The organism is Phyllobacterium sp. UNC302MFCol5.2 (assembly GCF_000686005.1).
Lineage (GTDB): Bacteria > Pseudomonadota > Alphaproteobacteria > Rhizobiales > Rhizobiaceae > Phyllobacterium > Phyllobacterium pellucidum.
This window is the reverse complement of sequence record NZ_JMLL01000004.1, coordinates 1-23,754: the sequence shown is the minus strand read 5'-3', so window position 1 is coordinate 23,754 and position 23,754 is coordinate 1. Positions and strand designations below refer to the sequence as shown.

21 protein-coding genes and 4 pseudogenes are annotated in these 23,754 nt (G+C 57.3%); 11 read left to right on the top strand and 14 right to left on the bottom strand.

The features are described 5' to 3' along the window. The 3 genes from BR48_RS25690 to BR48_RS0101575 all read right to left on the bottom strand — a co-directional run. Nucleotides 1-289: recombinase family protein (locus BR48_RS25690; protein ID WP_197030322.1), on the bottom strand; the 289-nt coding region annotated here is incomplete at its 3' end. Continuing rightward, nucleotides 282-575 (bottom strand): type II toxin-antitoxin system mRNA interferase toxin, RelE/StbE family, encoded by a 294-nt coding sequence (locus tag BR48_RS0101580; RefSeq protein WP_027229714.1) that lies wholly within the window; start codon nucleotides 573-575, stop codon nucleotides 282-284. The genes BR48_RS0101580 and BR48_RS25690, both read right to left, overlap by 8 nt. Next, entirely contained in the window at nucleotides 575-880 is a 306-nt protein-coding gene (locus tag BR48_RS0101575) for a type II toxin-antitoxin system RelB/DinJ family antitoxin (RefSeq protein ID WP_027229713.1), read from the bottom strand. Before BR48_RS0101575 ends, BR48_RS0101580 begins: the two co-directional genes overlap by 1 nt. 634 nt (nucleotides 881-1,514) lie before the next feature. On the opposite strand from BR48_RS0101575, the pseudogene BR48_RS0101570 reads away from it, so the two are divergent. From BR48_RS0101570 to BR48_RS26555, 6 genes and pseudogenes are all read left to right on the top strand, one after another. Beyond that, nucleotides 1,515-1,767 (top strand): annotated as a pseudogene (locus tag BR48_RS0101570) (3-keto-5-aminohexanoate cleavage protein); the annotation flags it as partial. A 133-nt stretch (nucleotides 1,768-1,900) separates the two neighbouring features. Then, nucleotides 1,901-3,262, top strand: a complete 1,362-nt coding sequence (locus tag BR48_RS0101565; protein ID WP_027229711.1) for a metallophosphoesterase — start codon at nucleotides 1,901-1,903, stop codon at nucleotides 3,260-3,262. Beyond that, nucleotides 3,263-4,291, top strand: coding sequence for a GTPase-associated system all-helical protein GASH (locus BR48_RS0101560; protein WP_027229710.1), 1,029 nt, complete (start codon nucleotides 3,263-3,265; stop codon nucleotides 4,289-4,291). A gap of 188 nt (nucleotides 4,292-4,479) precedes the next feature. After that, a complete protein-coding gene (locus BR48_RS0101555) occupies nucleotides 4,480-5,313 on the top strand; it encodes a hypothetical protein (protein ID WP_197030321.1) in 834 nt (277 codons plus the stop codon). Further along, nucleotides 5,310-6,155 carry a hypothetical protein gene (locus tag BR48_RS0101550; protein ID WP_027229708.1) on the top strand — a complete coding sequence of 282 codons (846 nt, stop codon included), beginning with the start codon at nucleotides 5,310-5,312 and terminating at the stop codon, nucleotides 6,153-6,155. The genes BR48_RS0101555 and BR48_RS0101550 overlap by 4 nt, the downstream gene beginning before the upstream one ends. 2 nt (nucleotides 6,156-6,157) lie before the next feature. Then, a complete protein-coding gene (locus BR48_RS26555; protein WP_027229707.1) occupies nucleotides 6,158-8,779 on the top strand; it encodes a hypothetical protein in 2,622 nt (873 codons plus the stop codon). A 138-nt stretch (nucleotides 8,780-8,917) separates the two neighbouring features. Here BR48_RS26555 and BR48_RS26550 read toward each other — a convergent pair. Beyond that, nucleotides 8,918-9,037: pseudogene (locus BR48_RS26550) on the bottom strand (carboxymuconolactone decarboxylase family protein); the annotation flags it as partial. A 468-nt stretch (nucleotides 9,038-9,505) separates the two neighbouring features. Here BR48_RS26550 and BR48_RS25675 point away from each other — a divergent pair. Both BR48_RS25675 and ligD read left to right on the top strand, forming a co-directional pair. Beyond that, nucleotides 9,506-10,199: pseudogene (locus BR48_RS25675) on the top strand (aldehyde dehydrogenase family protein); the annotation flags it as partial. Between the two features lie 525 nt (nucleotides 10,200-10,724). Beyond that, nucleotides 10,725-11,766 (top strand): annotated as a pseudogene (gene ligD, locus BR48_RS23510) (non-homologous end-joining DNA ligase). 12 nt (nucleotides 11,767-11,778) lie between these two features. Here the strand turns inward: ligD and BR48_RS0101515 are convergent. Next, a complete protein-coding gene (locus tag BR48_RS0101515; protein WP_081815724.1) occupies nucleotides 11,779-12,684 on the bottom strand; it encodes a DUF2971 domain-containing protein in 906 nt (301 codons plus the stop codon). Nucleotides 12,685-12,694: 10 nt separating this feature from the next. After that, nucleotides 12,695-12,976, bottom strand: a complete 282-nt coding sequence (locus BR48_RS23505; protein ID WP_197030320.1) for a DUF982 domain-containing protein — start codon at nucleotides 12,974-12,976, stop codon at nucleotides 12,695-12,697. A 106-nt stretch (nucleotides 12,977-13,082) separates the two neighbouring features. Between BR48_RS23505 and BR48_RS23500 the strand changes: the two genes are divergently transcribed. Continuing rightward, nucleotides 13,083-13,757: a 3'-5' exonuclease gene (locus BR48_RS23500; protein ID WP_051614450.1), complete on the top strand. Its 675-nt coding sequence runs from the start codon at nucleotides 13,083-13,085 to the stop codon at nucleotides 13,755-13,757. Between the two features lie 736 nt (nucleotides 13,758-14,493). Here BR48_RS23500 and BR48_RS0101500 read toward each other — a convergent pair. The 8 genes from BR48_RS0101500 to BR48_RS23490 all read right to left on the bottom strand — a co-directional run bounded on the left by BR48_RS0101500 (nucleotide 14,494) and on the right by BR48_RS23490 (nucleotide 22,075). Beyond that, a complete protein-coding gene (locus tag BR48_RS0101500) occupies nucleotides 14,494-15,621 on the bottom strand; it encodes a mandelate racemase/muconate lactonizing enzyme family protein (protein ID WP_027229702.1) in 1,128 nt (375 codons plus the stop codon). Then, complete coding sequence (locus tag BR48_RS0101495) at nucleotides 15,618-16,520, bottom strand: SMP-30/gluconolactonase/LRE family protein (RefSeq protein WP_197030319.1); 903 nt, start codon at nucleotides 16,518-16,520, stop codon at nucleotides 15,618-15,620. Before BR48_RS0101495 ends, BR48_RS0101500 begins: the two co-directional genes overlap by 4 nt. Further along, nucleotides 16,517-17,536: an aldo/keto reductase gene (locus BR48_RS0101490; RefSeq protein ID WP_027229700.1), complete on the bottom strand. Its 1,020-nt coding sequence runs from the start codon at nucleotides 17,534-17,536 to the stop codon at nucleotides 16,517-16,519. The genes BR48_RS0101495 and BR48_RS0101490 overlap by 4 nt, the downstream gene beginning before the upstream one ends. Further along, on the bottom strand, nucleotides 17,529-18,431 hold the full coding sequence (locus BR48_RS0101485) for an NAD(P)-dependent oxidoreductase (protein ID WP_027229699.1): 903 nt from the start codon (nucleotides 18,429-18,431) through the stop codon (nucleotides 17,529-17,531). The genes BR48_RS0101490 and BR48_RS0101485 overlap by 8 nt, the downstream gene beginning before the upstream one ends. Nucleotides 18,432-18,467: 36 nt before the next feature. Next, on the bottom strand, nucleotides 18,468-19,673 hold the full coding sequence (locus BR48_RS0101480) for an ABC transporter substrate-binding protein (RefSeq protein ID WP_245273338.1): 1,206 nt from the start codon (nucleotides 19,671-19,673) through the stop codon (nucleotides 18,468-18,470). Nucleotides 19,674-19,737: 64 nt separating this feature from the next. Next, nucleotides 19,738-20,589 (bottom strand): ABC transporter ATP-binding protein, encoded by an 852-nt coding sequence (locus BR48_RS0101475; protein ID WP_027229697.1) that lies wholly within the window; start codon nucleotides 20,587-20,589, stop codon nucleotides 19,738-19,740. Beyond that, nucleotides 20,577-21,347, bottom strand: coding sequence for an ABC transporter permease (locus tag BR48_RS23495; RefSeq protein WP_051614446.1), 771 nt, complete (start codon nucleotides 21,345-21,347; stop codon nucleotides 20,577-20,579). Before BR48_RS23495 ends, BR48_RS0101475 begins: the two co-directional genes overlap by 13 nt. Continuing rightward, complete coding sequence (locus BR48_RS23490) at nucleotides 21,347-22,075, bottom strand: ABC transporter permease (protein WP_197030318.1); 729 nt, start codon at nucleotides 22,073-22,075, stop codon at nucleotides 21,347-21,349. The genes BR48_RS23495 and BR48_RS23490 overlap by 1 nt, the downstream gene beginning before the upstream one ends. A 170-nt stretch (nucleotides 22,076-22,245) precedes the next feature. Here BR48_RS23490 and BR48_RS23485 point away from each other — a divergent pair, with 170 nt between their 5' ends. Together BR48_RS23485 and BR48_RS23480 are read left to right on the top strand one after the other, a co-directional pair. Next, nucleotides 22,246-23,331, top strand: coding sequence for a LacI family DNA-binding transcriptional regulator (locus BR48_RS23485; protein WP_081815722.1), 1,086 nt, complete (start codon nucleotides 22,246-22,248; stop codon nucleotides 23,329-23,331). A gap of 53 nt (nucleotides 23,332-23,384) precedes the next feature. Next, the coding region (locus tag BR48_RS23480) for a UxaA family hydrolase (RefSeq protein WP_036813083.1) at nucleotides 23,385-23,754 on the top strand (370 nt) is incomplete at its 3' end.

Below are 23,754 nucleotides of genomic sequence, written 5' to 3'. Positions count from 1 at the left end.
CGCCCTTGGCTTCCAGCTGTTCGATAACTTGCAGCAGATGGCTGACGGATCGCGCCAGGCGATCAAGACGTACCACTACCAGCACCTCTCCGGCTCTGATCTCCCGCAACAGCTTGGCCAAGACTGGTCTTACCCTAGAGGCGCCGGAGCCATGTTCTTCGTAGATTTGAGTACAGCCGGCGGTGTTCAGTTCGATGACCTGGGCATCATTAAGCTGCTCTTCCGTTGAGACGCGAGCATAGCCCAATAGCGGAGGGTTAGGACCCTCGGAGGAATAGCGCTTATTCAAGGGGAAGCTCGTCTGGCCACATTTGTGCGCTATGCAGGATACGCAAGATACGGATCGTGTTGACGGTTACAGTATAGGCGACGACATATGAAGTACGCGGTATTACGAGTTCGCGTGTCCCAACAACGCGTCCTGGTCTTCCACTCTCCGGAAAATCGAGAAGACGGCGCACCGCAGACACGATCTGATCATCGATATGTGCTGCAGCCCGGGGACTCTCGGTTTCGATAAAGGTGAAGATGTCATCGCGATCCGAAAGAGCGAATTGTGCCCAAACCAGCTTCATCACTGGTCTGCCGCGCCCTTGCGTACTGCGGCCGCTCGTCGTTTCTCAAAATGAGCCTCAGCATCCGCGTCGTTGACATCTGGCCGTGTGTCGTCAAGCGCCTGTTGAACTTTGGCTCGAAACCAGGCGTCGTAGGTACCGCTGTTGCTAATCAGCTCAAGAGGTAGAGCCCCCTCTTTCGCCGTACGGGTTAAAAGAATGCGTACGGCATCTGAAACCGTAAGGCCCATTTCCTCCAGAACGGCGGTGGCGCGCTCCTTAACTTCCGCATCTATTCGTGTTTGAACCAAAGCATTGGATGCCATCGAAATTCTCCTAGCGTACAACTTAATGTAATGCAATTGCAGTACAGAAGCCAGAGATGATGCCGTTTCTTACATAACCGTTTCATCGTACAATAGCGAAAGCTATTGATAAATGGTGGTTTGAAAATGCCGATAATAGAAAAACACGCATCTCTACAGGTGACAAATGTCCGAAATACAAAGGAAAACGGCCGTTTGGAGGACTTGGGAGGCGTCCTGCACTTTTGGCGGTTCACCGGGTATGACTTTGCCGCCTGGATCTGCAAGGCAGTCGCATAAGCGGAAGAGAAGTGCTAGTTAAGTACGGTATAGCAGAAAGCGTTAACGTAAACAGCAGGTTAAACGCCAAGCTAACAATCTACAACTTGGCGACGAGGGGTCCTTCCAGCACTGGACCTACCCGACTGGGCGCGGGAGTGACATTCCTAGGCAATGGCTGCGCAGCTTCACGAGAAGGCATCTACACAACGAAATCGAGGCTTGACACCACGTTGCAGCTCCTTTGTCTCTCAATATCTCGGCGTCATTCGGGAGCTAGGCACTCCTGCGGTGGGTCAGAGCGGAGGCTCGCTCACCCACCGAAACTTGTTTCGTCCGATAGATTTTTATCCAAGCGATGCCGTCGCGGATCACGAAAGTCATGCCGGAGCCGCAGCACTCGCGCGCGTTCGAGCGCGCGGAACGCAAGTTCGACGTGATGCAAGAACTGGGCCCGAATCTGGTTCTGGTCTGCTTCAAGGTCGCGCCGATCGCCCTTGTCGGGCTCGATCGCGCTGCTGCCGATTTTCATGAACTCCGCAAGCGGGCGGCAAAGCGCAGCTTGCGTGTTGGTTATGAAGCACTCGCCTGGGGCCGGCACATCAATGATCCGTGACGCCTGGAAGATTGCTGACCGCGCGAGTTCAGGGTGAGATGAGACTCGTCTTTTGTGGCGACCAAACCAAGCTCTTTTGGATAGAAATTCTTTCAGAAAACCACTACATCGTTGAAGTCGCGCAACGATTCTGATTGGGGGAGGGGATGGCAGCGATCTTTGTCCACGTGTCGGACATTCATTTTGGGCAGGAACGCGACCACGTAGTTCACATCCATGATGATGTGAAAAAGGAATTGATCTCCGACGCAGCTGAGGTGATCGCGGGTCTGGGGTCGGGCGCGACAAAGGGCATTCTTGTCACAGGCGACATCGCGTTCTCGGGTAAGGCGGAACAATATGTAGCCGCTGGTAAGTGGCTGGATACTCTCGCCGAAGGGATTGGCTGCCCGATCCATCGCGTCCAAATGATTCCAGGCAATCACGACATGGATCGCGACAAGCTATCTGTCGGTGGTAGCAAGCTTCTCGATTTCATTCGCGCGGGGGGTGCGGCGGAATATGAGAAGGTCATTGCAAACTACGACGACCGCGCCACACTCTTCTCCAGATTCGAGCAATATGGCCGGTTCTGCATCGGCTACAACTGCGGTCTCGACTTAGAGGCGAAATACGCAACAAATCTCCGCATCGAGGTAGGACCAAACCGCTGGCTCAGGTTCGTTCGCCTCAATTCCTCCCTCCTGTGCCATGGCGAGGAGCGTGACGATCAGCCCGAGCTCGTAATGGGTGAACGTCAGTTCGTGATCCCCCGTTATGCCGGTGAGGAGAATGTTGTCCTCGCTCACCATCCGCTAAACTGGTATAAGGATGCTGAGGATGTGCGCCAGTATGTGCGTAGTCGGGCCCGAGTGTTCATTTCCGGCCATGAACACGATCCGAAGGTGGATATTGATCGGGTTGAAAAGGACTGTGACGTGATGATGCTCGCGGCCGGCGCCGCTGTTCCGTTCAGATCTAATGACACCTATACCTTCACGTATAACATTCTTGAATTTGACTGGGACGATGTTACGGATAACCTCGTAGTCACGATACATCCGCGCGCGTGGAACCCATTGAAGACTTGCTTTGAGGCGGACGACAGGCGTCTTGGCGGCAGGGAGCCGCGCTTCACGCTGGGATCTCCGAACTTCAAGAAGGTTTGTTCGGCGCCGACCGCGGCAGCGAAGGAAGAGCATGTGGGTGTCAGTGATTCAGCGGCTGAGCCAAACGTCGAAATGGTGCCAGCTGAAGGTGTCGAGACCAGCCCAGGGGAGCTAGTGCCAATGCCGCCGGATGCCGAAGGCTACGAACTCGCCCTCCTGCGGTTTTTCCGGGACCTTTACGAGAGCGAGAGGCTGAAGATCCTCGTAGAACTCGATGCCCTCCCCGCCAAATCCAATGAGCGAATGAACCAAGGTCTAGAGCGGCGGCTTTTTGACTGGCTCGTTCGGGACGGAAGACTCCCGGACATTAACTCGATGATCGACCGACTGATAGGCGAAAGAAAAGAAAGAGACGTGTAAATGGACAACCTTTCAGTACATATGAGGATTACATCCCTCACACCAACGAACGAGGACGTCGATGCGCGGCGTGCAACCATAACCAAACTATCCGCTAATTGGGGCAAGATCACTGACATCAACAAGATTCTGAATAAAGCCGAGATGATCGCCGACTCGCTAGGTGGGGATGGTCAACCCATTGAAGAACTTGGCTTAGAGGTGCAAGAAGCGTTGCAGAAGCATGCTTCGGCATTCCTCTACATTGAGAGCCCCCTTGACGTTGGCGTTTGCGCCGGCAATGCCGCCCTGTCGATACTTGCTGCCGCCCCCGGCACTGGCGGCTGGACGACAACCGATGTCTATTCGAACGCTTTGTGGTCCGCGCTGGCGTTTCAGCCGGCCCTGACTGAAGTCAGGCGCGAGAAACTGCGTCGCGAAGTGCTGGATCTAGCGCAGAAGCGCAGCCGGTTGGCGGCGGAAAAGGCCCGCGAGCGGACTCCAGTTCCTGACCTAGGCAATTTGGCCGTGGTAATCGAGGAAGGCGCCGAACCCACGACGACCTTCAAGGCGGCAACTAGTGCTACGATCGAGGCGCTTCGGCGCAACGCCGCACTTGATCGCGAAGAACTCGACTTCCTTTGGTGGGTGCAGGTTAACAGAAGCCGTTTGCTAGATCGTGCGTTTGTAGGCATGGCCGAGCCGCTGCGCCTCCTGGCCTGTGGAGTCGAGGCAGCGAGTCATCTTCGCCGACTTCCCGCTGATTTGCATCGCGATCTTGTGCTACGCACGGTCGGCGAAGACCCTGAACTTGACCTGAAGGAACTACTAGAGGTGATTGGCGAAGACCGACAGCTGCTTGCGGCGTCTTTTGATTCGAGCCGTGTAGCTCGCCATTCGTCCATTTTCCCCCTACTCCACGCCCTAGCAACCGGTGAGGTCGACACCGCGGGAGCCGACGAGAAGCGCAAAGCTTCGATCTGGGCCAGTCGCGCGCTGCTCGAGGCTGGTCTAAGCCGAGTGTGCGACACCGGGGTAGTCAATCTGTGAGCGCCTCATGCACCTTCAACGGTTGTACAGTAGGGGAGACAGGAGCGTGTGCCCTGGAGCGTGATCCCACCACATGCGAGCACCGCGTCGGCAACACGCCGCCGACCGTGATAAGGGATTCGCCCATCACACCCGAAGCGTTTGACTCGGCCGCTCCCGCGATTGGCGCGCCAGTGCTCGAACGGCCTATGGGCACATCCTCATTTCCAACAAGCCGAACGCTGGATCCCGATGCGATCTCTAAGATTATGGCGTCGCGCTACGTAACCGTGATCGGTATTCTTGGCGATCCAGAGTCGGGCAAGACTGCGTGTCTCGCCAGCCTGTACCTGTTGGTGTCGAACGCTGAACTAGCCGGATGGAAGTTCGCCGATAGCAAGAGTCTCATGGCGTTCGAGGAAATCGCCCGAGGGGCGCGTGAATGGGACGCAGGCAATCCGCCCGAGCAAATGACAGTCCACACTGAGCTGTCCGATGACAGGCGCCCTGGCTTCCTACATATGCGTTTGGTACGTAATTCGGACGGCCGACTGGTCGATCTGGCTCTGCCCGACCTACCGGGGGAATGGACGACCGAGTTGGTAGGCACTTCTCGGACTGACCGTTTTGAGTTCCTCAAGGCCGCCGAGGTGATCTGGGTAGTGCTGGACGGTCGCGCGCTTGAAAACAAGGAGCGTCGGCAAGGCGTCATTTCACGAGTGGGCCAGCTTGCTGGCCGGCTAAGTAAGTTGCTCGGCGAGGTGCCAAAGCTGCTGCTAGTGATTACCCATCGTGATGCTGGAGAGCCGTCGGCCGCCGTTGTAGCCCGTCTTCAGGCAGAATTGGCGAAGAGGCACGTGACGGCGACTGTCGTGCCAGTCGCGCCATTCTCCGATGACGACGAGCAGGTGACACCCGGCTTTGGCCTCGATGAGCTTATCGGGGCCACCACAACCAGCGATCTGCCACCCGTAACTTTTTGGCTGCCCTCTGACCCCGTGAGGGGCGTGCGTTCCTATATCGGTTACAGGAGAGATCGATGAGCCGCTCGATCGTGTTGCTTGGGGGTCCTGACTCTGGAAAGACTAACTATATTGGACGCGTCTGGCCTGCGCTCGACGCTGGAGGCGGTCGCCTGCATGCGGCCGTACAGCCCTCGGACATCCGCTTCGTACTCGATATCGCCGATCACCTCTATTCGGGTAACTTCGCGCCGCGATCTGAGCACGCCGACGACAGACGCGACTTTGAGGTTATAGTGGCCGCCGAAAAAGGCGGTGAGCAGACGACGATTGTTATCCCAGACATCTCAGGCGAGCTTTGGCTGAACGCCGCCGAGTTGGGTGAGGTTACGACCACGCTGATGGAGGAAATGCGATCGGCAATTGGAGCACTCTTGTTCGTACGTGTCAATTCTGAGGCCGACGTCCGCCCGTTGAATTGGGTAACTTCAACGAAGCTGCTAGCCAAGCTGGGCAACGCCGACGATAAGGGCATGCCAACCCAAGTTATGCTGTGCGAGCTGCTGCGATTTCTGGAAACCACACTGTCCAGGCGCCCGGGCGGACAGTTGCCTCGCGTCTCCATCGTGGTCAGCGCGTGGGACATAGTTGACCAAGAGAAATTCGCGAAGGGGCCGGAGGCTTGGGTCGAACAGGAGTATCCGCTGCTATCGGGTCGTCTAAAAGACATCAAGGCAGTCGATGTACGGGTATTTGGGCTCAGCGTGGTCGGCGGTGACCTGAAGATCGATGATATCTGCAGGAACGATGTACAGGAGAACGGACTGGACGACCGAGGCTGGGTCGCCGTACAGGACGACGAGGGTGTTTGGCGGAAGGATGCAGATCTCACACTGCCAATTGCCTGGGCGGTCGGTATCTGACCGTGTCTGTCATCGAACGTCAGGTCCATGGATATCGACAAGGGCACCAGCTTTTGGCTGCGTCCGCGCTGCTTTCAATGGAGGACCAGGCGATCGTCGATCGACTGTCGGACGTTGCGGGACCGCTGCGGCCGCGTGAAAGTTTTGAGCCTTATCTGACGGCATATCCGCTCCCCAGTAGCCGGTATTTCGTGGTGGCGCGAACTTGGCAGGACATGACGGTCGCCCGTGCCGGATGCGTGCGGACCTTGAGTCTGATTATACCGATGACGGATTGGGCTGAGGCAGAGGGGCTCTCAGCTTATTTCGACTTGGTGAGCATTGATAGGCTTCCGGACGACTGCGACGCGACTCAAGTCATCGTGCGGGAGACGCCGGCAGAGCCGCTTCCACCTGTCCTTAGCATCATCGCAAATGAACTGTTGGAGGCGCTATTTCTCGAAGAAGCGAGACCGGTGGTCGTTCTTGATGCCGTCGATCCCGATCTCATTACCGCGCGCCTGCTGACCGCGCTGTGGCCATCGCTCCGGAGGCGATTTGCAGTCACGACTTTTGCGCGGTCACCCCGTAAAGTCGCGGGTCGTGACTTCGACCTAGTCTTCGCGCCTAAGGATGCGCGGGCTAAGTTCGCGGACTGGAACGGTCGCCGTGTTGATGGTCGCTCTGTTCAAGGCGGTCGACACCCATGGACCGAGACGATTAGGTCTCGTATTTTTGACCAAGCCTATCCCCGGTTGCTCTCCACCAGCGAGCTTGGACTGGTCGGCGGAGTCGATCGAGACACCGACAACGCAGCCGCTTTTCGAATAGCTATGATGTGGGAAGAACTGGTCGCGAAGTTGCATACCACGCCGACGGCTGCGCTCGGACTGCTGGACATCGCCAATTCCGGCAAGGTCAACGTCTCTTCAGCACTTGAGGCGATTGAGCCGGCGCTTGCAGATGCGGCTTACCAGGCATCCGCGGCTTTACCCGAGGTCGAGGCGTGGAGCTTTCTAAGTGCGCTGGCCCGGAAGTTACAAGGGCGGTCTCTGCCAATGGGCCGGGCCGCAGTCGCCGCTGCGGTGGAAGAGCTGGCCGCGCGTTCGCCGGAAGGCGCTGTTACACTATTGTCGCAGGACGATCCGCGCGGAGTGGTCGCCGACCTGCTGCCGAAAATTGCGTCGGGCATCGGAGGAGCGTTCACGAACCGTGCAGAGGGCGCGCTGCTTGAAGCCGATCCTGCGGTCTTGGGGCGGCTGCTGGCCCAAGATGGCCTACTGATCGGGCGGGTTGCCGATGACCGCCGGCTCGTGAATCGCCTCGAAACGGTTCTTCCGCAACTCGATGGCACTACGCTGGACGACATAAGCCGAGGTCTGCTCCCACTGCTGACTGAGGATTGGCAAATTCCAGCCGCAGAGCCGCTCCTCAGTCGGCTTGATGGTCCGCAGTTGGCTATGGAATTGCGACACCTTGGGGAGGTTAATGACTTTGGCGCAACACAGCTTGCAGACCTAGTTCTGGGCAGGGCACTCTCTGCGTCTTCGAGAGCGGAGGTGCGGTCGGTACTGCTGTCTCTTTCTTCGAGTGCACGCCGCGACGCCATGATTGCACGGACGCTCGTTCCCAGCGTCGAAGATGCCCGCTGGCTCGTGGATAGCAATGCGCTCGACGACTCGGCGATCACTTGTATGCTCGTCGACCTCGTGCGCCAAGCCAATGATCAACAGTTCGCTGCAATGTTTGTCGATAAGGTAGTGGGGGAACGTGTGATCAATATACTGAAGACGCAAGCTCCCGACCTATGTCTCCGCGCCGTGTCTGGCGACGTGCTTCCGATTGCGATGGTCGTTCAGTTACTGCCAAGCGTGCTCGACGGGCTAGCTGGCGATGCGAAGGCGAAAGTGGCCAAGCACGCCCTGGATCGCTGCCTTCGCGGGCGCTTCGGTCATGGCGAAGTCGCGTTCTTGGCTTGGACGCTCAGTATAGTAGGTGATCAGCTAGACGGAGCGTGGGCTGCCCGTACAGGTTTGGCAAGGAGTATAGACGCGGCAACCGCTAGCCGAAACGTGATTGCGTTCAATAGCGCCACCCAGCCCGCGAGACTTCGAATGATCCAATCGGTCGCGGAAGTAGCCCAGGTTCTTCGAGATCGAGCGAGCTTCGATCTGGACGAGGAGGCGGTAGAGGCCTGCGCGGCCTTGATGTTCGACGCTGAGAAGGCCATCCCCACCGCTCTTCTGGTGGCCGCGGGGTACCTGTTGCCGACGCTACTGCGTTCACGCAACCGTCCCGTATCCATGATGATCGTAGCAGCATTTCCGCCGGTGCACCGTGAGTTGGCGAAGGGTGATGATTTACCCGAGTTCTACAAGTTTATACCGTTTTTTGATTGGGATCGATGCAAGGCAGCCCGGCACGAACTCGTGGACGCCTTCATGTCCTCGTCGTGGCCACCCGGTAATCTTGCTTTGACCGCCTGTCGCACCAACGAGGTAGTCAGGATCATGCGCCGGGTTGCCAAGCAACACGGCGGTCGAGCTTATATCGAGCGGATCGCCTCCGACGTTGGCAAACTGCCGGAAGGATGCAGGAAAACCGTCGAGATGCAGATTTCGCAGGTACGAGCAATTTTTGATTGACGCGATTGAGCACGTTGTTGTGAAGACTTGCGACCTCGGCTTAAGTCTATGGCTTTCGCAGACGGCGCGGGCAATGGGGGCGGGCCAGCCGGCATAAAACGCCATATGCGTCACGACCTCCGCAATCTCCTCACGCTTTACACCATTGACGAGGGCGCGGGCGACATGCTCCTTCAGCTGCTCCGGTCGATGTGTGGCGACCAGCGCGGCTACGGTAACCAGACTGCGGTCGCGCTTCGATAACGCCGTGCGTTCCAACAAGTCGCCGAAGACTACTTCTTCAGTGTACGCAACAAGTTGCGGTACGAAAGATCTAAATTCTTCAGTGTACTTATGCCCATCTTGCTGGGCTGAGGGAAGCTCTTTGGAAATGCGGTGTCTCTCGTTCGTTTGGATCTAGGATCACGATGCGGTCGATTGATGATGGTCGCTAGCGTGCACGGCTATCATCTTTTTGTCGTACTTTTTAGGTCTGTCGGGTAGCGGATATGCTCCTCCTCGATCGTGTAGTACGCGGTGTTCTTGTAGCGTGAGCCGAGCAAAATCCGGCATAAGGGCCAGCGATTGACGTTGTGAGACCCACCACCGTGATGTCTCGCAGCCATCCGGAAGGCTTCCGCAGTGCGGCCCAAGGGAAAGTCTGATACGGGCATTTTTTCCATCGAACGTCTGTAGCTCCCAGCAAGGCACCGATCCGCACCTCTATCTTAGCAAGCCGCATGCCAACTTGAACTTGGTGGCATTGCGCCTTTCATCGTGTTCGACGATGCCGATATCGACGCTGCCGTCGAAGGTGCGATTGTCGCGAAATCCCGCAATGCCGGGCAGACCTGCGTGTGTGCCAACCGCATCTACGTCCAGTCCGGTGTCTACAATGAGTTCTCAGAAAAACTTTCCCGGCGGGTCAGCGGCCTGAAGGTAGGTAACGGCTTTGCCAAGGGATCCAAAATTGGTCAGCTCATCGACAGCAGCGCGGTGACGAAAGTCCGGGAGCACCTGGAAAATGCCCTCTCGCTTGGCGCGGCGCGTGACGGTTGGCGGCAAATCCGGTGAACCGGGTGAGCAGTTCTTCTCTCCGACGGTTCTTGTCGACGTCACTTCCGAGATGAAGGTTGCTCGCGAAAAATCCTTTGGTCCTATTGCACCGCTCTTTGCCTTCGACACTGAGGAAGAGGTTATCCAGATGGCGAATGATCCCGAATTCGGTCTTGCCGGATATTTCTTTTCCCGCGACGTCGCTCGAATCTTCCGTGTCGCATAGGGTTTGGAGACCGGCATGGTGGGCGTGAACACCGGGCTCGTCTCGACCGAAATGGCTCCGTTTGGCGGCATAAAGCAATCGGGTATGGGGCGCGAAGGCTCCAAATATGGAACCGACGACTACGTCAATATCAAGTACATTTGTCTGAGCGTCGCGTAAGCGAAGAGCCCAAACTTCGCACTCCAGATACGCAGCGAAGGGTCAGCTCTCGGTGGAAATCAACAATCCCGTGCTTAAGCCGAGCGTGGCCCAATTTGTAAGTTCCACGGTGAGAGCGGTGTTGCGCTCCTTCCGAAATACTTTATGTGAGGGCGCGGGTTCAGAACCTGCGCGACAATCCGAATTTAAACTCGTTATGAAAGCTACATCTATCTTATTTTTAAAAGCGTTCCCTTCATGATATTGGAAAGGTGGGAATTCCTGATCACATACTGCGTCAGCGATCGGGTGCGGCGAACACCTATACGCGCCCATGGTTCAGACATCACCGACTTTATTTTGCGGCCGAGAAGTCACGCAGACCCCGAAATGGTAACGGCCCGGCTTTCGCTGCAGGGGGATTGAGAAGTGACCAGCATCGCCAAACGCAACTGATATAGGCGACTCCATCGACCACGTATATTGCTGTCGCCGGCATGTTGAAGGAGGCATCAACTCCTTTACCTTTTGCCATGAAATATCGCCATGGCGAAAGTACCGCGTAAACCATCGGCAAAGCCCCTTCTTCGCGATCCGGCTCCGGCCCTGCAGAGCCAGGCACGCAAACGCCGCGATCCACTGCAGCCGCAGCTTCTTCTCGATCCCATGCCGGCGCGGGTCGAACCCTGCCTTGCCTTGCTGAAATCAAAGCCGCCCTCCGGTCCCGACTGGCTTTTCGAAATCAAGTGGGACGGCTACCGCCTGGCGATCCACATCGAACCGGACCGCGTGCGCATCCTTACTGGAGGCGGTCACGACTGGACCCCGCGTTTTCCTGCGATCGCGGCGGCCGCGCGCCGTCTCGGTGTTCGCACAGCGGTCCTCGACGGCGAAGCGATCGTCCTCGATAGTGACGGCCGGCCGGACTTCGGCCTGCTACAGCAGTTCCTTGGCGGGCGCGCCGGCAAACGGACCTCACTCGAGGCATCGCATGGCGTTCGATCTTCTCTATCTCGACGGCCACGATCTTCGCGCTCTCGAGCTCGTCTCGCGCCGGCACCTTCTCGAAGACCTGATCGGAACCGCAAACGGCGCGATTCAGTTCTCGGCGTCGATCGACGCCGACGGGAACGATCTTCTTTCCTCCATATGCCGGCAGGGTCTAGAAGGTATTGTCGCCAAACGCGCCGACAGCTCCTACCGCAGCGGCCGTGGCGGCGAATGGCTCAAAATCAAATGTGTGCAGAGCGACAGCTTTTTCATCGTAGGTTGGGAGCCGTCCCACGCTGCCTTCGGCGGCATCGGCCGGCTGCTGCTTGGCGCATATCGTGGGAGTGCCATCACCTATGTCGGCGGCGTCGGTACCGGCTTTAACGAGCGCACCGCGACGGCGCTGCGCAAACAGCTGGAGCGACTAAGGACGAATAAGCCCGCCATCCGGCTCAAGCGCACTGGCGCGGTTTTCGTGGAACCGACATTGATCGCTGAAATCGAATATCGCGCCTGGACCGAAGATGGCAAATTGCGCCACCCATCGTTCAAAGGCTTGCGCGAGATTCAGGACAATGCCGCCGTCTACAAGCTGTAGGTGCGCTGAGCTTCAACGCCGGATCGGTATTTGAGAAAAGAACGTGTTCTCCGGATACCCTTTCTTCGCCAGAAACATTTTAAGCGCCATATCCGCGACACGGGCATAAGGCGATGGACCCACCGTCACGGAGAGTATCGGAAGATGTTTGTCTTCGCCTGTTCGCTGCCATGCGAAATATGGGACAATTCCCAACGACGAGGCGCGAAAATCAGGTGGCTGGTTTCCATCGATGTCCGGGGTAAAGGCGGTGAATCGCCACTCTCGTTCCGCCTCAAAAGCTGGATTCTTGAACGTGTGCATTAGCCAGACGATTTCGTAGGCCGCAGAGAAGGTTAGGCTCGCCTTTTCCTCATCTGTCAGATCGCCGAACGATTTGTACTTTTCGTACATCATATCGAGCAGCGCGCGCATAATCCGTTTCTGCATATCGATATCGTATATCAGTTTGAAAAGTGCCGCCGAAAAATTGAAATAGCCGCGGTCCAGCATAGGCATCACATCGAACTCGATCGAATAAGCCACTACGTCCTTGCCGTAGTCGCGCCACTGATTGAGCAGGTTGTTGTCCTCGCACAGACAGAAAATATAGGAATTGAAGCTGCCGATCGTCGCCCGCACCCTTTCAGTTAACGCTTCCGAGGCCTCGACCTCTTCACTCGTTTTTCCCTCAAGAAATTCTTTGAGAACGGCGTCATAGATGAAGTAGCCATGGAGCACCTCGGAACCGTCATTCACGAACCGAGTGTCAGAAAACCGCAGCGTGTTGGTGCTTGCGATCCCGAGCAGTCCCTCCGAACTGGTGTAATGAAAAAGGCTTCGCGGTAGCGGGGGCTGTCCACGGACGTTCTCCAAAGCCTTAATCGCTGACGTTGAAAAGGTAAGCTCTCGGCTAGAGGATGATCCCGTCTCACTCATCTGATTTTTCTCATCTGTTCAGGGATTTGCGCTTGTTGCGCGTCTTTGCGGGAATCGCCCGGCCGAGTTGTGATTCCATGAAAATCCCGGCTTCCTTCGCCGCTTCGACGAAGGCCACGCGCGCCACGGCTGCAGAACAACCGCCTTCGAGACACTTAAGCATGATCTCACGTGCTAGGCGGTGCTTGTGACCAGTCTCATTCGGCCATTCCTGCAGCAGGAACACGGCGGCATCGTAGGCTGATGTCACGCTGACGAGCTGGCCTGGCTGCCGGCCGAACACGCGCACCATCTTGAATGTTCGATAATCCTCATACATGCCCGCACTGTAGGGGACATGGCGCGGGATTTCGAATCAATCAATTTTCTTATTTCCACCCACTGGAAAGCTAACTGCAGTGGGCGACACCAAGCAGAAGATTATGGGGTGGGCGGGTGCATTCGAGGGTATCTTCAAAGATTTTGCGGCGGATTTCAGCGCTACACCACTAAGCCTCTACCAGAACTTCCGTTCCAAACCGCGGCTTCGGAGAATGCAGAACGCTATGGTCCGAACAATGGATCCCGCAGCCGCGGTTGATGAAAATGGTCTGCTGGGCGATGAAGGCACAATCAGAATCATCAATGCCACAGATGCAGCCCACGAGGCGGAACTGCTCGCAGCGGCGGTGAAGAGCCGAATTGACAATGATGGTATTGCGCCACCTGAAATAGCCATCTTAGTAAGCCGTGATCAACAGTATTTCTGCCAGCGGTTGCGCGCAGTATTTCAAGCCCACAGCATCCCATTTCGGGATGAGGATAGCGTCCAGGACTTTGCCTCCGAGCCAGTCGTCAAAGTCATAACCGACCTGATTCTTGTCGCGGGCGCGACTGCCAACTCTGATGCCTATCGGCGGCTCATAGATGCGATGGTCTATAGCCAGGCGATGGACGATGAGCAGGAATACCGTGCCCGATCTCGTTGGACGAGGTTTGTCGCCGATACACGAAACGCCATCGCGCGAGGAGCGATTGCAAAAGGCGATCGTGCCGGACTCCAGGCGATTGGGATCGTCTCTTTGATGTCGTAGGGCGCGACGCCATCGTTGCCATGTCGGGCGACTATGCCCACGGCAACAGGCTCAACGAACTGGTCCAGGCCGTGATCGACCGATTGCATGCTGTTCTTGCGCAGGAGGATGACGTCGGTGCGGCCCTTTCGGCGTTTTCAGCTGATCGGGCGAATCTTTTGGGGGAAAGCTGTTGACGAGCGATCGGCTTACTTCGTCGCTGTCTCGCGAGCTAAGCAGCAGCTGATTTTGACCGTCGTATTAAATCGAGAGCGGCCTGCAGACTTTCCGGCGCATCGGCCTTGGAGTGTCTCCCGTCAACCTCATGCTGAGTTTCTTGGGTATGCGCTGCAATACCAATAGTCTGCAGCCTCCGCTTGAGTATTTGACAAGGCCTTCGTTGACCTAGTCGCAAGTCGTCTTTCGTTTGGTGGCTTTCATTCCTGTTTTTTCCATAACGGCCGAATAGTAGTGCTGCCATGACACGTGAATGGTCCACAGCTCATCTCTTTTCAAGACGTTATCGTTACAGAATCGATGAAATATTGGACCCCTCTTATGGATTGTAGACATTCAAGCTACAATCCATATTGTGCGAATTTCGCGAGTTATCGGCATTTTCAAAGGAAAGTTTACCGTCCGTTCGTGGTTCTGAACACTGTCAAATTCGGTGCCGTTCCACGATGCGCAGCATGAGTGATGCTTAGATCACGGATCGATAAGGTTTAACGGCTGGAAGACGTAGTATCGGCAGCGACTACTGTGACACGGCCAAGGATCGGAGTTTGGTGGGAGATAGAGCAACTCCGCAACCTGAAACTGAAGGCAGCGTAGCTCCGCCCGAGGCGACCGGCGGAAGTCCGGGTTCCAGCAACAACTCGTCAAACAGGGGCGTCTCGTCAAATTGCATTTCGAGAAGATCAGGCTTTTCCAGCATTGCAATGAATTGCAGGCTGATGGCATGGCATATGGGCCCCGAAGGATTGTGCAGGGATAGCTGGACCGAGTGCCTTTCTGCGAGCTCGGCTATCGCCAGCATTTCCTCAATTCCTCCTGCATATTTCACATCGGGCATTACGACATCGTAGGTTTCCGCCGCAAGGAAAGGTGCAAAGCCCTTACGGCGGATCATCTCCTCGCATCCGGCCAGAAGCACCCCCTGTTTGTTTGCTCGGCTTCGAAGGGATCTAAGCTCTTTCAGATGGTCTTCGGTCTCGGACAATGGGCATTCCACCCAGTGGAGACCAAGCTCTGCAGCTGCATCCACGACGTATCGGGCTGTGTCCGGATTGAAGCGCCAGTGGCAGTCCACCATGAGCCGGCGATCGCCGATGGCTTGGCGAACCGCACGAACACGCGCCAGTCCGCCATAAATTGCTGTGCGCGCATCTGCAAGCGTTGCATCTCTCCGCGTTACTTCGTCAAAAGGCGCGATCTTCACGGCCTCATGACCAGCCATTATTGCATCTAGAGCACTTGCGGCAAATCCCGCAGGTGAACGGTCGGAAGTACGACGGTTGATGTTGGCATATACGCCCACATGCGTCCGTCTCTGGCTTCCGGCCGCGGCTGCAATGGACGTGCCCTGCCGTTTGCCGCTAATGTCCCAAGACGCCTGATCAAGAGCGGAGGCAATTGCCGCCTCCGTGAGAGATGGAAGCTCCATTTGCCCTATCGTTTGCCGCAACATTGCTTCCGGCATGCCAATTAACGAATTGGCTATCCCGGGAAAGCTTTCCGCAAGGGCACGTTCTCGCCCCAGCTCCGTTGCTTCGCCAATCCCGCGCAGGCCCGATGACATTTCAAGTTCGACGAAGGCCCATTGGGTCTTCGGGGTAATCCGTGCAATTGTGAGGGAAACGGCAGCGATCCGGTCCGGTGTCATGATGGCTCCTCCCGCTGGAAGCGGAAAGCCGGCTCCGGCAAGCCGGGGGCCCGCACCCGTATCTTAAAGAGATGGCCAGCGAGCGGCTGCCGCGCCAGTTCCCGTGGTTCGAGACGTTGACTTGCTGTGGTGATATAGAGCGTTTGCAGGTCGTCATCGCCAAAAGCACATGCAGTCGGTTGTGTGACTGGCATCTCGATCACTTCGACGACGCGCCCTTCCGGACTGATCCTGACAACCTGTCCAGCCCCGTAGCGTGCATTCCAGATATAACCTTCGGCATCGACGGCCGATCCGTCAGCCCCGCCTGCAATACCATGCCCTATCGATGCAAGTGCTTCTCCCAATTCTCCGCTGTAGCAATCGAACCTGTATCGTCGAATGTGCCCTTCGGCGGTGTCGGCAAAATAGAGGATTCCACCGTCCGGGCTCCAGCAAATACTGTTAGGCACCCTGATATGATGGAGCACTTCCATGGGCGCGAGATTGCTGCCAACGACATAAAGCGCCCCGCTAATCGCGGCGCCGTAGTCACGCATGCTGCCGACCCAGAGCCTTCCCGCAGGATCACAGCGCGTTTCATTCAGGCGGTTGCCGCGGCTCTCCGGCTCTATCGTGGTGAGTTGCGTCAGCGTTTCACTGTTTGGATCGAAATGCGCAATGGTATGCCGCAACGCGACAACAACACCTCCGCTCGCCGCAGGAACCACTCCCGTGCAGAAATCCGGCATCGGCCATATACGGTGTTCGCAGCTGGCTGGCTTGAGGCGATTGAGCGAGGGTGCACGCAGATCCACCCAATAGAGCGCCTGCTCGGCGCCACTCCAGAAAGGCGTTTCGCCCAGCGCATTCTTACATTGCAAAACGATGTGTTCGCTGCCGAGGCTCCTCGTTCTCACCGGGTGTACACCGGGGTATCGGCCCGAATGAGGCCCTCTGACTTCAGCTCGGCCCAGAAATCTGCGGGGATGGGCGTTATGGTCATTGCCACATTCGCCTTGACTTCGGCAGGCGAGCTGCTGCCGGCCGCGACACTGGACACAACCGGGTGACCTAGCGCAAATTGCAGAGCGGCGGCCGCAAGCGGCACATGATGACGATCGCACACGGCCTCGATGCGCCGGGTGCGATCCAGCACATCTTGTGGCGCATCCATGTAGAAATATTTCGCCCCAGCTTTCGCCCCGGTGGCAAGAATACCGGAATTGAACGGAGCGGCAGAAATGATCGAGATGCCTTTTTGTTCGCAGAGAGGGAACAGTTCATCTAGGGGCGATTGTTCGAGAAGCGTGTACCTGCCAGCCAGCATGAAACAATCGAAGTCGCCAGCCTCGGCAAAACGGATGAGAATCTCATTGTCGTTGACGCCGACGCCTATCGCCTTGATGATGCCGGCGCTGCGCAGCTTTTCGAGCGCACGGTATCCACCGTTCATGACTTCGCTGAAGCGCTGATCGACCTGATCGCCATGCCACTTGCGGTTCACATCGTGGATATACACGATGTCTATGGCGGGAAGACCAAGCCGCTGGTAACTGTCTTCGATCGAGCGCATGACCCCATCATAACTGTAATCATAGATAACCTCGAAATCGAGGGGATCGACATACATGCTTTCTTGCTTGAGATCGCACACGGGCTTCAACAGCCTTCCCACCTTTGTCGATAACATGGTGTCCGCCCGTCGCTTGCGTAGTGCGGTGCCTAGACGGTGTTCCGCAAGGCCCATGCCGTAGAATGGCGCAACATCGAAATAGGTCACACCTGCAGCAAGCGCGGCTTCGACCGTCGCGGCAGCCTCCGCATCGGACAGAGATTTGTATATGCCGCCCAGGGGCGCGGCGCCAAAGCCATAAACGGAAAGGCAGAGACTGGTTTTGCCGACCGGCCTTGAGGGTAGTGATGTCTCAGGCATTCTGTTTCGCCCGTACCTGGATGCCCGCCTGTTCCTCGCGAAGACGGAGCACCGAAGTCACGTCCAACTCAGAAAAGCCCGACTGGGCCGCCTTCGTCAGGACGTCGAAAGCCGCGCTACCGACCGGGGTATCGACTTCGAGGGCTTTGGCCATGGTGATCGCCAGCCTTTGGTCCTTTTGCCCGAGCTTCACCATGAACCCGGGCGAAAAATCACCGGCCAGTCCCTTCTTGGGAAGGGCAACGGCCAGCTGATTGTTCCAGGCCATGGTCGTCTTCATTACGTCGATCATCAACTCCAGGGTGAGTCCGGCCTTGGCGCCCATCACGAGCGCCTCGCTTGTCGCTGACAATATCGTCGCGGCAAGGAAGTTGTTGGTCAGCTTCAGCGCCTCGCCCATTCCGAGTTCACCGCAATAGAAGAAGTCTGCGCCCATGCATGCAAGCACCGGACGGACGCGATCGACAAGATCGCACGGCCCGCCGACCATGAGTGTCAGCGTACCGGCCACGGCATGATCAGCCGTTTTACCAACCGGGCTGTCGACCATCCCGATCCTAGCATCCGCCAGCGTGGCTCCGATCCGGCGCGTTACTGCCGGATCGATGGTGCTCATGTCGATAAGTATCGAACCGCGCTTCATCGAATGGATAAGACCAGCCTCGCCAAGTACGGCCTTTTCCACATCGGGTCCATCGGGAAGCATCGTGATGACAATGTCGCAACCCTCCCCGAGATCCGTCAATGATTTTGCCGCGGTGCCTCCAGCTGCCACATGGCTTTCAAGTGCGGCAGGGTTGAGATCGAATGCCTTGACAGCGTAGCCTTGCTTGAGGATGTTGCGAGCCATTGGCCCGCCCATCGTGCCGAGGCCCAGAAAGCCGATTTTGTCCATTTCTTCTTCCTTCTCAAATGCTTGGAATTTCGGGTTTCAGCGCTGCTTCCACCGGTCACTCTCCCAGATTGGTGCGCCGCGCACATCTCCGGCATCCGATTTTGCGAACGTCGCCTCATCCGGCTTGGATCCGGTCATTTCGTAAGCCTTCTTGAGCAACGGCGCCGCCTTCTGAATGTTTGCAAGAACCGGTTCCCATTCCAGTTCCTGCGGGATCAACCCACCGGCAACCATGAATTTGGAGGTCTGGATGATGGCTCCGATATCGCCCTCGGTCGGCCATATCCACCCGCGGCCGAAGATAACGTCGTCGTTGACAACCTTGGAACCGAGATCCGACGGCAGCTCCCAGTATTTCTTCACCAGATCAGACACGGCACCCGTTTCCATGGCTTTCAGGGCCGTTACTGCCTCCTGCTGCGCCGCGGCAAATGCGACTACAAGGTCGGGATTTTCATCGAGGACGGCGTTGCGGCCCATCCAGAATGACCTGTGGAGATAGTAGCCGTCGGGGTAGAATGCAGACTTCTTCACCGATTCGAGCAGATGGCCCGCGCCGTCACCAGCCGGTCCTTTGTAATGATCCTCGGTGTAACCGAATGAATTGACGATACCGACGGTGCCAAGATCCTTCTGCGCCTTGAGGAACGCCGGGTAGATCACCACTGCAGCGTCGAGGCCGGTGGGGATGGTGGCCGCCTGAGCTTGCGTCGGAATATTGATCAGTTTGATGTCGAAATCTTTGGGATTTCCAGAGCCAAGTTCGTTGAGAAGTATCTGCGAAAGGGCGTTATAGGGATCGCCCCCGAGCAGTGTGCCGATTGTTTTGCCCTTGAGGTCCTCGACGGTGCGGATGGGGGAGTCCGGGCGGGTAGCAATCACGAACCTGAAATGACCCTCGCCGACATTCAGGATGCTCCATGGTTGCTGCGCTGCCAGCCCGCGGATGATGGGCGTGTTACCCCACATGCCCAAATCCAGATTGCCGCTGACAAAGGCCTCGACCATCGGCTGAGCCGAGGGGTAATCGCGCCAGTCTATTGTGAGATCGATCCCGAGGTCCTTGGCTTTCCTTTCAAATGTCTTGTTGTCGATCATGTATTGCGTGATCGGAGAGTTCCCCGCCGCCCAAGGCTGGCGCCCGACAGCTATTTTGGCCTCTGCGGCGCGAGCTATGTACGGCGCCGCGAGAGTTGCAGCGCCAAGTGCCGCGGTTGTCGCCATGAAGCGGCGGCGAGTCATGCTGGTCTTCCATACCATGTCGTTCTCTCCCTTTTTAGCACACGCTCCTGTGCCGTCCCTGCATTTACGCTTGTTTGTTGCCCGCCTTGCCGATCGTGGCCTCGTAGGCGTCGTGCTTTATGAGCTGCCAGATCTCGTCGACGAGCTTCTGGAACTCCGTGGTCAACCGGACCCCCTCATTTCGCGGGCGAGGCAGGCCAATAGGTTTTTCCATCTTAATCTGACCGGGATGATTGCTCATGACGGCGACGCGGTCGGCAAGGAAAACCGCCTCGTCGATGCCATGCGTGATGAAAACCACGGTTTTGCGCTTTTCGCGCGGCAACTCCTCGCCCCAAATCCGCAGTAGTTCTTCCTGAAGAATGAGGCGGGTCTGGGCATCGAGCGCCGCAAAGGGCTCATCCATGAGGAGGACGTCGGGCTCGTTGGCTAGAGCTCTGGCAAAAGCGCAACGCTGCCGCATGCCCCCCGACAGCTCATGTGGATATTTGTCCTCGGAGCCATTGAGCGAAACAAGCTCGATATAGTGGTCTACAAGCTCTCGGCGCGCCGCAGTAGAAAGCGGTGCCTTGTCACGGAAACGCGGCCCGAACTCGATATTCTCGCGCACGGTTTTCCAGGGGAATAACGCGTAATCCTGGAAAACCACACCGCGTTCGGGGCCGGGGCCATGGATCGTGGTGCCATCCATGGAAATGTTGCCAGTCGAAGGCTTCGTCAGCCCGGCAATCATGCTAAGGATTGTGCTCTTGCCGCAACCGGATGGGCCGACGATGCACACAAACTCGCCTAGTTGGATATTGAGCGAGACGTCGGAAACCGCAAGCGTCTTCTGGCCCGTCCTTGGCGTGACATATTGTTTCGTTACCGTGTCCAAGGATATTTTGGCCTTTGTGGAGGGCGTTACTGCTTCCATGGGAGGAGCCTCTTTTCAACGGCACGCAGGCCACGATCAATCGCGAGAGCAACGACTCCGACAGCAATCATGCAGACGATAATTCCGCTGAGGTCGACGCTGTAGGCATAGAAAACAAACATCATTTGGCCAATGCCGCCGGAGCCGGCATCGCCGGTCTTGGCGCCCACCGCCAGTTCCGCTGCTATAATCGATGACCAGGCCAGTCCAAGCCCGAGGCGTGCGCCAACGAAGATATTGGGAAGAGCGCCGGGAAGAATCACGGTCCTTATGATGGCAGGCAGGCTGACGCCCAGCGTCCGAGCCGCCCTCGGCAGCGAAGGATCGATCGAGCGGACGCCCTGGATCGTATTAATAAGAACAGGGAAAAAGGCGGCATATCCGACGATGAAGGCCGCGGCCGAAGTGCCCGTGCCGAACCAGAGGATTGCGAGCGGCAGCAACGCAATCGGCGCTATTGGCCGGAAGCTCTCCATGAGCGGGTCAAGGTTGCGGCCAATGCCTGGCGAAATGGCCATGAGAAAGCCGATCAGGATGGCACAGACCGCCGCGGACACAAAGCCAATCAGGACTCGGCCGAGACTTAAGATCATGGCGAGCGGCAATTGACCCGTCGCGATCAGCGTCCAAGCCGTCGACACCACGCTGCCGGGTGTCGGAGTACGCGGTCCCGGTTGAAGGGTGGATACGCCAGCCTGCCAAAGAACAAGCAAGGCAAGCGGCAAAACGAACGGCAGAAAACGCCGCGAGAGGGCCATCAGATCACCTCCTGCGAAGTGTTTGCCCAGGGCGTGATGGCCGTCTGCAATGCCCGCAGCAGTTTGTCGAAGAGATAGCCGAAGAGGCCTATGAGGAAGACGAAAGCAAGGACACTTGGCGTCATCAGCAGCTCCCGGTACCACTCGACGGCAAACCCTAGTCCGGATGGCGCTCCGATTAGCTCCGCCGCCACCATTGCCGTCCACGCCGCACCAGCGCCGAGCCGGAGGCCGACGAGGATATTCGGCAGCGAGGCTGGCAACACCACATTCATGACGATGGATAACCGGCCAACGCCGAGTACCTTCGCAGCATGGATGAGCTTATCATCGACAGATCGGACGCCGATCAGCGTGTTGATCACGATCGGAAAGAACGCGCCATAGAACATTATGGCGGTGGGCAGGGTTTCGCCCACGCCAAGAATAAACATGCCGAGGGGAATCCAGGCTATGCCGGAAATAGGCCGCAGCAGCTCGATGAGCGGATCGACAAGAGTATAGAGGATGCGGCTCATCCCCATCAGGAGTCCCAGTGGAATGCCGATGAGCGCGGCTGCCGCGAACCCCATGGCCAGTCGTTGCAGACTGGAGGCGGCGTTCGATGCAACGTCGCCACTGGCAATGAGCGAGAACAGCGACTGAACCACCGCGACAGGGCTCGGCAGCAGAACAGGATTTCCGATCCAACACGCCCCAGCGTACCAGATCAAAGCAAATATACCCATGCTCCGCAAATAGATGAGCATCGTTGATACAGCGGACGGCAAGCCAGACGCTCGAGGTTTTCTGGTGCGGTCAGCTGTCTTCTCCTCCAAAGACACGCGTTCACTCCCTTTTAACAATAATGGTACCGGTACCATTGGACAATGTCAAGCTAGCGTATTACTAGTGATGCATGGACGGCGAGCAAGATTCTTCTAAAAAGACGAAGAGAATAGGAATTCGCGACGTTGCGCAAATTGCGGGCGTCGCGCCTATGACGGTTTCGCGGACGTTATCCTTTCCGCATCTGGTTTCTCCGGAAACGCGGGAGAAGGTGGCCGCCGCGGTTAGGGCGACCGGCTACATACCCAACCGGCTGGCCAGCAGCCTTGCCTCAAATCAAACACGCACAATCGGTGCTATTATCCCGACCCTGCGAAACTCGATTGCCGCCTCGTTCACCGACGGTCTGCGCGACACGCTGCGCCGGAACGGATATCACGTCCTGCTCGGAAACAGTGAGTTTGAGCCGGAGGACGAAGAGGCGCTCGTGACCGAATTTCTGTCGCGGCGCGTCGATGGCATTTATCTGACAGGCTCGACCCACACCGAGCGCACACGGCAGATGTTGCGCGAGAATGGCGTGCCGACGGTGGAAATTGCCAGCCTGCCACAGGATCCGGTCGATATGGCGGTAGGCTTTTCGAATTATGACGCGGCCTATGCTGTCACCCGTATGTTTGCCAAGCAAGGCTATGCCAAAGTTGCACTGTTCACGACCTTCACCAGGAACAATGAACGCCAGCAGGACCGCCAGAAAGGCTATTCGGCGGCGGTCGAGGAATTCGGGCTGGACTCCGATCCCCGACTGGTCACCGAGGTGGCAATGGATCTCAAGGCAGCAGCACAAAACCTGATTGCACTGTTGGACCGCAGACCCGATGTCGAAGCGCTTTTCTGTACGGGCGATTTCATCGCGGCCGGTGCATTGCTCGAAGCTCAACGACGTGGCATTCGCGTCCCAGAGGATTTGGCAATTGCCGGGTTTGACGGTCTGGAAATTGCTGAAAATCTCAATCCTTCGCTCACCACAGTACAGATTCCACGACACGAGATTGGCGTTCTTGCTGGACAGTTGCTGCTCGACCGTATCAATGGCTTGCCGGTCGGGGGTCGAGTCGTCGACCTCGGCTTCGAAATCATCTGTCGGGAGTCCACTGCAAAGAACCTCCCGCGTGAGCTTGCCTTTACATCTCTCCAGACCAAGGTGCATCAATGAAGCAAGACGGCTCCTTTTTTCTCGGGTTCCCGCGGCCTCGCGGGAGGGCAGGGGTGCGCAACGATCTGCTCGTTCTCGGTATAAACGGCCTTGTTGCGCGCACCGCGGCCCGCATATCGGCGGGACTGCCAGGCAGCAAGCTGGTGGCGAGCCCGTATGGGCGCGGTCAGCTCGGGCCTGACAAGGATATGCACACGGCGCAACTTGTCGGTCTGGGTTCACATCCCAATGTCGGCGCGACCCTACTGGTTGCTGCCGATCGACCCACGGCCGAAGTTCTCGCCCGCGCCATCGCGGGACGTTCGGCAAAACCCGTCGAAATCGTTGCATGGGATGACGTCGCAGAGGATGCATTGGCGTTGACCGATCGCGGCATTCGTGCCGGAGGACAGCTGACGCGCAAGCTCTCTGCCGAGCGGCGGG

Bases quoted from the DNA above. Each gene is read 5' to 3' on its own strand.
- BR48_RS23485 (WP_081815722.1), top strand. From the start codon at position 22,246: ATGGACGGCGAGCAAGATTCTTCTAAAAAGACGAAGAGAATAGGAATT.
- BR48_RS0101500 (WP_027229702.1), bottom strand. From the start codon at position 15,621: ATGACACCGGACCGGATCGCTGCCGTTTCCCTCACAATTGCACGGATT.
- BR48_RS0101480 (WP_245273338.1), bottom strand. From the start codon at position 19,673: ATGACTCGCCGCCGCTTCATGGCGACAACCGCGGCACTTGGCGCTGCA.
- BR48_RS0101485 (WP_027229699.1), bottom strand. From the start codon at position 18,431: ATGGACAAAATCGGCTTTCTGGGCCTCGGCACGATGGGCGGGCCAATG.
- BR48_RS0101550 (WP_027229708.1), top strand. From the start codon at position 5,310: ATGAGCCGCTCGATCGTGTTGCTTGGGGGTCCTGACTCTGGAAAGACT.
- BR48_RS0101575 (WP_027229713.1), bottom strand. From the start codon at position 880: ATGGCATCCAATGCTTTGGTTCAAACACGAATAGATGCGGAAGTTAAG.
- BR48_RS0101565 (WP_027229711.1), top strand. From the start codon at position 1,901: ATGGCAGCGATCTTTGTCCACGTGTCGGACATTCATTTTGGGCAGGAA.
- BR48_RS23505 (WP_197030320.1), bottom strand. From the start codon at position 12,976: ATGGTGCGCGTGTTCGGCCGGCAGCCAGGCCAGCTCGTCAGCGTGACA.
- BR48_RS0101580 (WP_027229714.1), bottom strand. From the start codon at position 575: ATGAAGCTGGTTTGGGCACAATTCGCTCTTTCGGATCGCGATGACATC.
- BR48_RS23495 (WP_051614446.1), bottom strand. From the start codon at position 21,347: ATGGCCCTCTCGCGGCGTTTTCTGCCGTTCGTTTTGCCGCTTGCCTTG.
- BR48_RS0101560 (WP_027229710.1), top strand. From the start codon at position 3,263: ATGGACAACCTTTCAGTACATATGAGGATTACATCCCTCACACCAACG.
- BR48_RS0101515 (WP_081815724.1), bottom strand. From the start codon at position 12,684: ATGAGTGAGACGGGATCATCCTCTAGCCGAGAGCTTACCTTTTCAACG.
- BR48_RS0101475 (WP_027229697.1), bottom strand. From the start codon at position 20,589: ATGGAAGCAGTAACGCCCTCCACAAAGGCCAAAATATCCTTGGACACG.
- BR48_RS0101490 (WP_027229700.1), bottom strand. From the start codon at position 17,536: ATGCCTGAGACATCACTACCCTCAAGGCCGGTCGGCAAAACCAGTCTC.
- BR48_RS0101555 (WP_197030321.1), top strand. From the start codon at position 4,480: ATGGGCACATCCTCATTTCCAACAAGCCGAACGCTGGATCCCGATGCG.
- BR48_RS23490 (WP_197030318.1), bottom strand. From the start codon at position 22,075: ATGGGTATATTTGCTTTGATCTGGTACGCTGGGGCGTGTTGGATCGGA.